This window comes from Gelidibacter sp., assembly GCF_035577925.1.
In the GTDB taxonomy this organism is placed as follows: Bacteria; Bacteroidota; Bacteroidia; order Flavobacteriales; family Flavobacteriaceae; genus Gelidibacter.
The window spans coordinates 1-12,418 of sequence record NZ_DATJCY010000030.1 but is presented as its reverse complement, the minus strand read 5'-3'; the positions used below and the strand labels follow the sequence as shown (position 1 = coordinate 12,418).

Genomic DNA, 12,418 nt, shown 5'->3' with positions numbered 1-12,418 from the left:
CGAGAAGAATTTATATAGCCGTATGCGCTCGCGCATGGCCTATCAGAAGAGTCTGCAGTTTATGGATGTACCACAGGCCGTTCTGGATGAGGAAAATCAGCGAAAGGACGAGATGCAACGGGCGTTACATCAAGATCAGGGCAGAGCACAAATAACCACGGATTATGGCAAGTCGCTAGCTGCTTGGCAATTGTTCTTGAAGGGACTAGAAAAACAATATCCACATTATTATCGGATGCGCTATGCGGAAAAGGTGCTCGATATCGATAGGCTACGTGACCTGATTTCCGAAGATATAACACTAGTAAGATATATATTTTCCGGCGATGGACTTTACGCCTTTGTCATGGGCAAAGAAAATCAGGAACTGGTCCTTTTAGAAACTGAGGGGCTGACCGAACGGATAAATCTGTTGGGGAAACAAGGATACGATGATGCGCATCGGACTGCCAATACGGCTCATGAGCTTTATAAAATGCTCTGGAAGCCAATTGAAAATAAGGTTGCGACTAAAAAGGTCGTTATTATCCCAGACGGCATTCTGTACAACCTGAGCTTTGAAATGCTTGCCCCGGTGGTAACTCGAACCTATACAGAACTGGTCCAAAAATGTCTCTTGAATATCCATACTATATCCTACCATTATAGTTTACTGGCCCTATCCCAGAAAGGGAACGAGGCGGAAATGACAGGGAATTTTGTAGCGTTTACTCCCGATTTCTCCGAAAAGACAAAGCAGGAATATCTGGAAGTGGCAAAAAATGATTCGCTGAACCTGGATAGGGCGTATCTCTCATTGCTACCTCTCCCTTTTACGGTCAAAATGGTAAATAAGGCGAGAATACTGTTTGGAGGTACTGTATTTTCAGATGGTCGCACGACCTTAAGGGCATTTCGGGAGGCATCGGCTTACAATCGAATTATCCATATCGGCACCCACGCCGAAACGAACGACGACTATCCGGAATACTCACGATTGATCTTTGCTAAGGATAAGACCGATCCCTATGCGGACAATTCGGTCTATCTACACGATATCTATAATTATGACCTGTTATCCGATCTGTCGGTCCTAACGGCCTGTGAATCGGGCAGATCAGGTTTTAAGGAGGGCGAAGGCATGATATCTATGGCACATGCCTTTAGCTATGCGGGCAGCAAGAGCATCATGACCGGATTGTGGAAATTGGACGAACAGGCCTCCGTGATGATTACCGAGTATTTTTATGCCAATTTGAAAAAAGGCCTACCCAAAGACGAGGCCTTGCAACAGGCAAAACTCACCTATCTTCAAAATGTGGAAGGTCGTATGCTATCGCCCGTTTATTGGGCGGGATTGGTTATTATGGGCGATATGGCACCGGTAGATCTCCGTACCCCTTGGGTTTCCTTCCAATATTTGGGCATTCTTCTTGTATCGGTGTTGCTTCTTGGAGGCTGGTGGCTGATCCGTAGGAAAATACGATCAAAAAAAAGTTCCCAAAATGACTTTTTTATTTAAATTGCTTTAAAAGAGGCTTTTAATCGTTGTTGTCCGATTAAAATTTAATGATCCGGTAAAAGCCAGACCAATAAAGACTTTCGGGAAGTTCCTTAAAAAGGACCTTCCTTTTCAATTTACTTCAGAACAAAGCCGATTATTATTTGTTTCTATTATTTAGGGCTGTATAATAATGTTGACTCTTCTAATGTTGACTCTTCGGAGTTTCGTATTTTATGTCTTAAAAAGTCTATAATCTATAGTCTATTTTCTATCTTCTATTTTTTTTGAGCTTTCTTTGTTCTTTTGTCTCGGCTCTTGGTTCTTATAGCAGTGGCGGTTGCTGAGTTCGTCGAAGCATCTTGTTTCTTTTCTCGGACAGTGCTGGTTTTTAATAATTAAACCACCGGAACATCTCCATTTTCCCCGTTTTCCGCAAATTTACGTTCCATTTCTGCTTGGAATTCTTCCATGACAGGTTTGACGGTGCTTTCAGGCAAGTCAGCTATCCTGATGTACATAAGACCATCTACGGCATTGTTAAACAGCGGATCGACATTAAAGGCCACCACCTTAGCATTCTGTTTGATATACTTTTTGATCAATACCGGTATGCGCAAGGTGCCAGGTTCCAGCTCGTCAATAATTTTATCAAACTTGACCAAATCGGCTTCGGTTTCATCAAAAACAAAATCCTTATCGGCATCCTTTAATTTGACTTTAAACTCCTTTTTGGGATGCACATATTGCGCAATATACGGATCGTAATAATTGGATTTCATAAACTCAATCATCAACGATTTTGAAAAATTGGTAAACTTATCGCTAATGGTCACACCGCCAATGAGGTATTTGTGTTCCGGATAACGTAACGTGGTGTGCACAATACCTTTCCAAAGCAAAAACAAAGGCATGGGTTTAAGTTGGTATTCTTTAATGATAAAGGCACGACCCATTTCAATGGATTCGCTCATCATTTTATACAGTTCGGGCTCAAAACGGAACAGATCCTGAAGATAAAACCCGTCAATCCCATACGCTGCAAATATCCTTGAACCCAAGCCCATGCGGTATGCTCCCGCTAATTTATTGGTGTCATTATCCCACAAAAACATGTGGTGGTAATAATTGTCAAACGGATCTAAATCAATAGATTGATTGGTCCCTTCGCCTACTTCCCGAAAGGTAATTTCGCGCAGACGTCCTATTTCGCGCAAAATACTTGGTATGCTTTTGGAATCGGTAAGAAAAACTTCGTAGTTTTTGCTTTGTAAAAGTCGACCATCATTTTCGCGCAAATAATCAACCTCGGCCTTCATCTCGTCTACACTAACCGGCGTAACAATATTTTTAATAGCTTTTGGCACTTTCAAAGTCGAAGAAATATTGCTTAAAATATTTCCTTTTGGATCAAAAGAATTGGCCAACATATAGGTTTTCTTTCTTAAAAACTCTGAAAACTCTTGTAATGAGGTGTATTCTTTTTGATCGGCTACAGAAATTGGCCGTCCAATCCGGACCTTAATAATACGTCTTTTTTGTGTCAGCAATTCAGAAGGCAATTTGGCCGTCCTGAACGTATCACTGATTTTAGAAAGTTTATAAAAAAGTTTGCTGTTCTTGGCATGAAAATAAATTGGCACTACGGGCACTTCAGCTTTTTGGACCAGTTTCATGGCGGCTTCTTCCCAAGGTCGGTCAATAATGAGCTTGCCATCTTTATAGGTTGACACTTCGCCAGCCGGAAATATCCCCAAAGGATGACCGTTGCGCAAATGCGTAATGGCCGCTTTAAACCCTGCAATACTGGATTTTACATCTTTCCGATCTTCAAACGGATTGACTGCCATTATGAAAGGTTTCATTGGATCAATGCGATGCAATAGAAAATTGCCAATAATTTTGAAATCATCGCGCTGCTCCAACATCAATTTAAGCAAAAGAATACCATCAATGCCACCAAGCGGATGGTTAGATACCGTGATATAAGCACCATCTTTAGGCAAGCGCTTTAAATCATCTTCTGGAATTTCGAATCGGATTTGAAAATCGTCTAAGATGGCATCCAAAAATTCAACATTGGACAAATGTTTATTTCTATTGTAAATGGTGTTTAATGTGGAGATTTTCAACACTTTCATCAGTGTCCAACCAACAAACGTTCCCAAAAACCCATACTTATCTAAATGGATGGCTTTGGCGACTTCTTTAGCATTTACTAATCCTGTTTCTGGCTGTTTGGTCATTGTACAAACCTAATCATTTTTTTTAATAAAATAGTGTTGTGCCGGTCTTCAAAACAACATTTTTAAGTACTTCAAAGTACTCAAAATTGCTATTTTGCAACCATTTGCATGGTTTCTTGGGTTAACTGCTTCAACAGTATCACTTTGCCAAGTTCTAACTGGGCTATGGCCTCCTGATCGTAATGTCGAATCGTATAAAGCGAAACTTCCTCATGGCATTCTACCTTAAATTTAGCCTTTAGATGTTGCAATAATTCGGGCAGGTTATTATAGTTGTTTTCTACACAAACCGAAAAACTAATAGCCGAATTTTGAATGACATTCACCTTCATTTTATAAACGTGGAGAAGGCTAAAAATTTCGCTGATATTGTCTTCAACGATATATGAAAAATCCAATGAAGACAAAGCAATCAACACTTGGTTTTTCTTAACAATATAGCACGGAATCAGTGGTTCGATGCCCATACCTTTTGAAACACTTGTTCCTGGTTCATCAGGATGGTTAAAGGATTTTACATATAATGGGATCTCTTTTTGCTGTAAGGGCTGCAAGGTTTTTGGGTGAATGACCGAAGCACCATAAAAAGCCAATTCAATAGCTTCGCGATAGGAGATTTTATGGAGCAATTGCGCGTTGTCAAAATAACGTGGATCGGCATTCAACACGCCAGGCACATCTTTCCAAATGCTCACGGCTTGGGCATTTAAACAATAAGCAAAAATGGCCGCGGTATAATCGCTCCCTTCCCTGCCCAAAGTAGTGGTAAAATTATTGGCATCACTGCCGAGAAAACCTTGGGTAATATTTAAGATTGAAGTATTGCATTGAGTATGGATGGCGGCTTGCGTTGCTTCCCAGTCCACATTGGCACGTCGGTAAAAATTATCGGTTTTAATACAATCGCGCACATCCAACCAATTGTTTTTGATACCCACGTAATTTAGGTACTCGCTAACGATGACGGTCGATACCAACTCGCCATACCCGATGACCTGATCGTAAACAAAATTATAGTCGGGCGATTTATTTCGGTCAAAAAAACTATTCAGTTCATCAAACAATGCCGATGTTCTTTTAAAAACCGGATGCGATACGTCATCAAAAAGATTTAATAAAATAGCATTGTGATATTTCTTGACGTCTTGAAGCGAACTTTGTAATTGGGTTTTATTAAGAAAGTAATTGCTAATAACGGTTTCGAGTGCATTGGTAGTTTTCCCCATTGCAGAAACAACAATCAAATGCTTATCAAAACCAGTTTTTCTTAAAATCAATTCCAAATTACGGACGCCCGTAGCATCTTTAACTGAAGCGCCACCAAACTTAAATACGTGCATTGTCCAATTTGGTTAAGTAATTTTTTATACCAGTTTCGGTTAAATGCACCACATCCCAATCGCGTTTAACATCGGCACCTTTCTTTTCATAAAATTCAATGGCGGGTTCATTCCAGTCCAACACTTCCCACGAAATTCGTTTTACCCCTAAATCATTGCCATAACGCACCACTTGATCGAGTAGTGCTGTTCCCAGTCCGCTGCCACGCATTTTTTGACTGACGATCAAATCTTCCAAATGCAAAATCTTTCCTTTCCAAGTAGAATAGCGACCATAAACCAAGGCAATCCCTTCCACACGCCCATTGACTTCGGCTACAAAACACTGAAAAACGGGATGCTCTCCAAAGCCATCGTTTTCTAAGTCTGAAACTGTAATTTCGACCGCATCAGGTTCGTTTTCAAAAACAGCCAATTCAGTGATTAAATCAAGTACTTGAGGCATATCTGTAGATGTTGCCTTTCTTATTTTAAACGTCATTATTTCAAAAATTGAAGTCAAATATAATGCAAACTCTAAAAATTAGAAACATTAAAGATTCACGAAAACGTTGTAGTTCATTTAAAAAAACGATATTTGCAGAAACAAATCCAAAATACTTCATGTTTCGAAAACATCAAACTTTAGGTGAATTCATTATTGAAAACCAAGCTGCTTTTAAATATTCATCCGGTGAACTTTCCAGTCTTATTAATTCGATCCGATTAGCTGCCAAAGTCGTTAATTACGAAGTTAACAAAGCTGGTCTGGTAGACATTATCGGTTCGGTTGGTGATGTCAATGTTCAGGGCGAAGATCAGCAAAAACTAGATGTCTATGCCAACGAAAAATTTATACAGACCTTGACCAACCGTAATATTGTATGCGGCATTGCCAGCGAGGAAGAAGATGATTTTATTGCCATTAACAGCCAAGACGAAAAATATCAAAATAAATATGTGGTTTTAATTGATCCCTTAGATGGCTCATCAAACATTGATGTAAATGTTTCTGTAGGTACAATTTTTTCTATTTACCGACGTGTTACGCCGATTGGAACGCCAGTAACACTTCAGGATTTTTTACAACCGGGCCATCAGCAAGTTGCTGCCGGATATGTGGTTTACGGCACCTCAACCATGCTGGTTTATACCACGGGTGCTGGAGTTAATGGTTTTACGTTGAATCCTGCCATTGGCACTTTTTATCTGTCGCACCCCAACATGCAGTTTCCTGAAGATGGTCGTATTTATTCTGTCAACGAAGGGAATTACATCCATTTCCCGCAAGGTGTGAAAAACTATATCAAATATTGTCAAATGGAAGAAGGCGATCGCCCTTATACGTCCAGATATATTGGCTCGTTGGTTTCAGATTTCCATCGAAATATGATTAAAGGCGGTATTTATATTTACCCAAAAAGCTCATTAAATTCCAACGGAAAATTGCGCTTGCTTTATGAATGTAATCCGATGGCATTTTTGGCCGAGCAAGCCAACGGAAAAGCCAGTGATGGTTTTCAGCGCATTTTAGACATCCAACCTACTGAACTTCATGAACGCGTTCCTTTTATTTGCGGCAGTAAAAACATGGTGGAAAAATGTGAGGAGTTTATGCATAAAGCGCAGGCGGAGAATGTGAAGAAATAGACAAGAACAATCTTATTAAGTCATAACCTTTATAACTAATTTATTCTTTATAAAAATCTTACAGAAAATTATCTAAAAACTAAAAATCCTGCTTCAATGCCAATTAAATATCGGGAGAAGCAGGATTTTTATCTGTAATGATTAATAGCACTGTAAAAATGCAACTCTTTTTTGATCCATTGAATTAAAAACTATCATTGGTAAAAAAATCGGTACGAATGAACAGAAGCCTACAAAATATTCGATGAAATGCATAAGGCTGATAAAATCATCATTTTTCTGTACATTTTAAAAAACCTCGACAGAATACATCAAAAAAAATCCTGCTTCAATGCCGACTTATTATCGGGAGAAGCAGGAATATATGTAATTGATTAATAGCACTGTAAATATCGAAAAGTTTTTCTAAATCCAAAACTAAAAACTTCAATGCGCAAAAAAATCAGTATAAACGGAAGTGAGTGTTCAAAAAACTCGACAAAATGCATTCACCAACTATTCTAACTGTATTTTACTTTTCTTAAAATACGCAAGGCTTCCTTATACTTGCCATATAACTCTTGGCTATACGCTTTTAAAAATGGTTTGGCCTCATTAAGTTTATCAACAGCATCATGGAATAAGTTGAGATAACAAATGAGATAAGTGGCCGGCAAATTGTTCAAATCATGTGTTTCATTGGCACTGAGTGCCACGCCCTTTTTGAGTTTTTCTAAAATTGTATTGTTGGAATTATAGATGTGATGCAACACTTTTTTATCAAATTGAGGCGCTTCAAAAAGTAATTTTGTTTCTAAATTATAAGTGGCGTTATTATTAAACGTAATGCGGGTTTCTTCTAAAGGATAAAACTTATTATTGTTTTGTAATCCTAAACTAACGTACTCCACAATGTTAAAAGAGTCGTCATCATAATTAATGGACACTTCATCAAAGGCTGAAAAAAATAGTCGCACTTGCTCATTAATCAACTCAATATCAACCCGACTATAAAAAACTTCATCCTTATAAGTTTTTTTCTGTCCTGCCCAACAGAGCACAAAATATTCTTTGAAAATCAAATATTGGGGATGATAATCTTTCCGTTTGTTTAAAAAATCGAAAACACCATCTAGCGTGTGCTGGATGTTGTTTTGGGAATGGTTCTCAATAGCTTCAACAATTTTTGAATTGACATCTTTAATCTCAACATCAAAATTCTTAGGCATACTGATACTGCCATCCCTAAAAAAGACCGAACCACCATAATATTTCCAGATGTTCTTTTTTAAGGAGGTCAATCCATCAATAGGTCGGATGGTGACCAATCCCACCACTTTATCATCTGGCAAATGTGGGAATGGAATATTTTCATATTGCACAATAGGCGGATTGGTCAAATAGGCATTAATCAGATTTTGAATTTTACTGTCATCAAAAAAATCAACCCCTACAATAGCATTATCCTCATCTTCAACACCAATAACGATAAACGAATTGTTTTTTGGATTGCTATTTGAAAGCGCACAAATGTGTTTTAAAAATTTTGCTTTCCCTTCCTTTTCGCCAATATCAATTTGCCGTTTCTTATCATAGAAACTGTTCTCATCGTTGTGAGCCAATAGGTTTTTTATGAGAAGCCGTTTGTTGATCATTGCAATTGTTTATTGATTATTTCTATTTTTTATTCTAGAAGGCATAAACTATTGTTTATTTCTATTCTTAATTATAATTGATCACAATGACTATTCCTTATTTTTATTATTTATTTTCATGATTACTGATATAAGGATTATTCAATAATGTGCTTTCATGTTTAATCAAATTTAGAACCTCTGCGATCTGATTTCTTGAGATAATTAATGAATTTCGAAAGCTGATCTATCAGATTTTGAGCTTTATTATTTAGAGTATGATAAGTTTCTTCGGAAATATGCTGTCTTCTATAAGCACGCAACAGCTGAGCTTTTGATTCACTACAAGAACCTCTTGAAATTCCTAAAAACATAATAAACTCCTTGTTTCCACCTCTTCCGAAACCTTCAGCAATATTATCCATTATTGATCCTGAAGATCCATTAATCTGATTTTTCAATTTAAAATCTTGTTGAAGCGTTGTATTGCACATAATATCCCAAATGTCATCACAAAAGAGTGTTGCTTCCTTGTAAACCTCTAAATCTTCAAATGAACTAAAGTGTGCCATAATAAAAATAAATAATAGTAAACAAATAATACAAATACCTCTTCATCAAAATCATAGACAAAAGTATCTCTTCCCTATAAACCTCCAAATCAACTAAAGTGCGCCACAATAAAAATAAATAATAGAAAATAAATAATATCAATTCCCCTTTTTCACAATCGTCGATGACGCCTGCGCTGTTGGAAACACCAACAAATCAGCAATATTCACATGTGCCGGTCTAGAAACCGCAAAATAAATAATCTCTGCAATATCTTCGGGCTGTAAGGCTTTATATCCCTTATAGACATCATTTGCATTGGCATCCCCTTTAAAGCGTACCTGAGAAAATTCCGTTTCTACCAATCCCGGATTTATACCACTGACTTTAATTCCATAAGGATTCAGATCAATGCGCATCCCTTCAGTAATTGCCAACACCGCATGTTTACTGGCACAATACACATTCCCTTTAGGATAAACTTCTTTTCCGGCCGAAGATCCAATATTAATAATATGCCCAGATTGTCGCTCGGTCATTTGCGGAATAATCGCTTTGCTGACATACAACAAACCTTTAACGTTAATGTCCATCATGGCGTCCCAATCCTCAACATTTCCGGTTTGGATGGGATCCAATCCGTGGGCATTTCCAGCATTGTTAATCAAAATATCAATGGTCTTAAACTGTTCCGTAAGCGATTGGATGGCATTAAAAGTAGCGTCTTTATCACGGACATCAAAATTTAGAACATGAACATCGGTCGATTTTTCCAATGCGTTTTTAATCGTATCCAAACGCTCTTGACGCCGACCACACAAAATTAAATTTATACCATGTTTTGCAAACTCGTGTGCTGTAGCACGCCCAATGCCACTTGTGGCTCCTGTTATTAATGCTGTTTTTTTCATATTTGTTTTCTATTTCTAAGTCACTTCGAATCTATTACTTTTAATTTGATGTTTATTCCATCAAGTAGATCTGACGTAATTTTAAAACCTACTTCAATGGATGGATAAAAATACTTAAAACACATAAAATATAATCCCAATTTATACGATTATAGCACCATTATATTTGCTACTTCAAAAAATAGTCTATTTTTGGATTCGGGTGTTGCTGTTTAAAAACAAGACTCCAGATCCTTTATTTTGATTCCTTAAAATAGTATTAAATGTGTAGCACTTATACTGATACGCCTCAATTTTTAACCAATCGTTAACAGCAAACCAGTAAAAATTTTAACAATTTGCACTACACAAAAAATCAGACCCTTATTTAAGTCTATAATAATTCCTAATTATGATGCAAGAAACAGTTGATATCAAAAGCATTAATGAAAAAATTGAAAGAGAAAGCGCCTTTGTCGATTTGCTTACTTTTGAAATGAATAAAGTAATCGTTGGCCAAAAATATATGGTAGAGCGCTTACTGATTGGATTGTTGGGACAAGGTCATATTCTATTGGAAGGTGTTCCGGGATTAGCAAAAACTTTGGCCATTAACACGCTTTCCCAAGCTATTGATGCCAGTTTTAGCAGAATACAATTTACACCCGATTTATTGCCTGCCGATGTGGTTGGAACTTTGATCTATAACATGAAGGTCAATGACTTTACTATTAAAAAAGGACCAATTTTCGCCAATTTCGTACTTGCGGATGAGATCAACAGAGCACCTGCCAAAGTACAATCGGCTTTACTGGAAGCGATGCAGGAAAAACAAGTGACCATTGGCGATGAAACCTATAGACTGGACAAACCGTTTTTGGTCATGGCCACACAAAACCCAATTGAGCAAGAAGGAACTTACCCATTGCCAGAAGCTCAAGTGGACCGTTTTATGTTGAAAACGGTTATCGATTATCCAAAACTGGAAGAAGAACAATTAATTATACGCGCCAATCTAAAGGGCACTTATGAAAAAGTAAATGCCGTGGTTTCTACAGATCAGATTTTAAGAGCGCAGCAAACGGTTCGTGAAGTTTATATGGATGAGAAAATAGAAAAATACATTCTTGATATCATCTTTGCCACACGTTATCCGGAAAAATACAAACTTGCCGATTTAAAACCTTTGATCGCCTTTGGTGCTTCGCCACGTGGTAGTATCAACCTATCTGTTGCAGCCAAATGTTATGCCTTTATCAAACGTCGTGGCTATGTGATTCCTGAAGATGTCCGCGCCGTTGTACATGATGTGTTGCGCCACAGAATTGGAATTACTTATGAAGCTGAAGCCGAAAACATCACTTCTGTTGATATCATCAATAAAATCGTTAACGAAATTGAAGTACCGTAAATCAGTGCACAGTATTCTGTCGCAGTGAGCAGTTTGCTTTTGCGCTAAATTCCGAATACATTAAAAACCAACTGATTATTACGCCTGCAAATTGCAGTTTCAACAAAAATGGATACAAAAGAGCTTTTAAAAAAAGTACGCAAAATAGAGATTAAGACACGGCGTTTGTCCAATCATATTTTTGGAGGCGAATACCATTCTACCTTCAAAGGGCGTGGTATGACTTTTAGTGAAGTGCGCCAATATCAATATGGCGATGATGTCCGTAATATTGATTGGAACGTTACCGCACGATACAACGAACCGCACATCAAAATATTTGAAGAAGAACGCGAACTGACCATGATGTTGATGGTGGATGTTTCGGGTTCGGAATGGTTTGGTACCGATGAGCAATTTAAAAACGAAGTCATTACGGAAATTGCCGCAACCTTGGCATTTTCGGCTACACAAAACAATGACAAAATTGGATTGATCCTTTTTACAGATGGCGTCGAATTATACATTCCGCCAAAAAAAGGTCGGTTTCATGTGTTGCGCATCATTCGTGAATTGCTCGAATTTAAACCAAAAAGCAAAAAGACCGACATTACAAATGCCCTGAAATTTTTATCGGGCGTGATGAAAAAACGCGCTATTGTTTTTATGCTTTCTGATTTTATAGCGCATGATTACCAACAAACACTTAAGATTGTTGCCAATAAACATGACCTTACGGGCATACGCGTGTATGACAAACACGAAGAAAGTATTCCAAATTTGGGCATTGTACAAATGCGCGATGAAGAAACCAACGAATATATGTTGGTCAATACCGCTTCTAAAAAGATAAGAACCGATTATAGCAAATATTATAATGAGCGTGTTAACTATTACAAAGACTCCTTTACAAAATCTGGCGCGGGTACCATCGATTGCCGTTTGGATGAAAGCTATGTCACAAAACTATTGGGCTACTTTAAACACAGAGCTTAATCAATGAAGAATTTAAAATTAATAATGAAGCATTTCAATTTAGGTTTTGACAAAAACTTAGCCGATGTCGGTCAGCCGTCGTCCGTTGTTTTGTCCATCCTCTTTTTTTTATTTTCTGTTATCTCTTTCGCTCAGGTCAAATCGTCCATTGATTCTACAAAAATCAAAATTGGAGAACAGATTACCTATAAGATTGAAGTTGAAACCGACTCGACCAATTTGATCATCTTTCCCGAAGGCCAAACTTTTATGCCTTTGGAAATGATAGAATCTTACAAAATT

Annotated in this window: 10 protein-coding genes and 1 pseudogene; 5 read left to right on the top strand and 6 right to left on the bottom strand. The window is 37.6% G+C overall.

Going from position 1 to position 12,418, the window contains the following annotated elements; genetic code table 11:
• Nucleotides 1–1,501, top strand: a 1,501-nt coding sequence (locus VNJ50_RS00855) for a CHAT domain-containing protein (protein WP_325578127.1), incomplete at its 5' end; no start/stop codon positions are given.
• Nucleotides 1,502–1,878: 377 nt separating this feature from the next.
• Here VNJ50_RS00855 and VNJ50_RS00850 read toward each other — a convergent pair.
• The 3 genes from VNJ50_RS00850 to VNJ50_RS00840 all read right to left on the bottom strand — a co-directional run bounded on the left by VNJ50_RS00850 (nt 1,879) and on the right by VNJ50_RS00840 (nt 5,547).
• Nucleotides 1,879–3,726, bottom strand: a complete 1,848-nt coding sequence (locus VNJ50_RS00850) for a lysophospholipid acyltransferase family protein (RefSeq protein WP_325578125.1) — start codon at nt 3,724–3,726, stop codon at nt 1,879–1,881.
• An 89-nt stretch (nt 3,727–3,815) separates the two neighbouring features.
• Nucleotides 3,816–5,066, bottom strand: a complete 1,251-nt coding sequence (locus tag VNJ50_RS00845) for an aspartate kinase (RefSeq protein WP_325578123.1) — start codon at nt 5,064–5,066, stop codon at nt 3,816–3,818.
• Nucleotides 5,053–5,547, bottom strand: coding sequence for a GNAT family N-acetyltransferase (locus tag VNJ50_RS00840; RefSeq protein ID WP_325578121.1), 495 nt, complete (start codon nt 5,545–5,547; stop codon nt 5,053–5,055). The genes VNJ50_RS00845 and VNJ50_RS00840 overlap by 14 nt, the downstream gene beginning before the upstream one ends.
• Before the next feature lie 122 nt (nt 5,548–5,669).
• Between VNJ50_RS00840 and fbp the strand changes: the two genes are divergently transcribed.
• Nucleotides 5,670–6,695 carry a class 1 fructose-bisphosphatase gene (gene fbp, locus VNJ50_RS00835; protein WP_325578131.1) on the top strand — a complete coding sequence of 342 codons (1,026 nt, stop codon included), beginning with the start codon at nt 5,670–5,672 and terminating at the stop codon, nt 6,693–6,695.
• Nucleotides 6,696–7,195: 500 nt separating this feature from the next.
• Here the strand turns inward: fbp and VNJ50_RS00830 are convergent, their stop codons facing one another.
• From VNJ50_RS00830 to VNJ50_RS00820, 3 genes are all read right to left on the bottom strand, one after another.
• Nucleotides 7,196–8,329, bottom strand: coding sequence for an ATP-binding protein (locus VNJ50_RS00830; RefSeq protein WP_325578119.1), 1,134 nt, complete (start codon nt 8,327–8,329; stop codon nt 7,196–7,198).
• A gap of 161 nt (nt 8,330–8,490) precedes the next feature.
• Nucleotides 8,491–8,880, bottom strand: coding sequence for a four helix bundle protein (locus VNJ50_RS00825; RefSeq protein WP_325578117.1), 390 nt, complete (start codon nt 8,878–8,880; stop codon nt 8,491–8,493).
• Between the two features lie 138 nt (nt 8,881–9,018).
• Nucleotides 9,019–9,771 carry an SDR family NAD(P)-dependent oxidoreductase gene (locus VNJ50_RS00820; RefSeq protein ID WP_325578115.1) on the bottom strand — a complete coding sequence of 251 codons (753 nt, stop codon included), beginning with the start codon at nt 9,769–9,771 and terminating at the stop codon, nt 9,019–9,021.
• Nucleotides 9,772–10,162: 391 nt separating this feature from the next.
• On the opposite strand from VNJ50_RS00820, the gene VNJ50_RS00815 reads away from it, so the two are divergent.
• The 3 genes and pseudogenes from VNJ50_RS00815 to VNJ50_RS00805 form a co-directional block, all read left to right on the top strand.
• Complete coding sequence (locus tag VNJ50_RS00815; protein WP_414652846.1) at nt 10,163–11,161, top strand: AAA family ATPase; 999 nt, start codon at nt 10,163–10,165, stop codon at nt 11,159–11,161.
• Nucleotides 11,162–11,269: 108 nt separating this feature from the next.
• Nucleotides 11,270–12,136 carry a DUF58 domain-containing protein gene (locus tag VNJ50_RS00810; protein WP_325578113.1) on the top strand — a complete coding sequence of 289 codons (867 nt, stop codon included), beginning with the start codon at nt 11,270–11,272 and terminating at the stop codon, nt 12,134–12,136.
• 24 nt (nt 12,137–12,160) lie between these two features.
• Nucleotides 12,161–12,418 (top strand): annotated as a pseudogene (locus VNJ50_RS00805) (hypothetical protein); the annotation flags it as partial.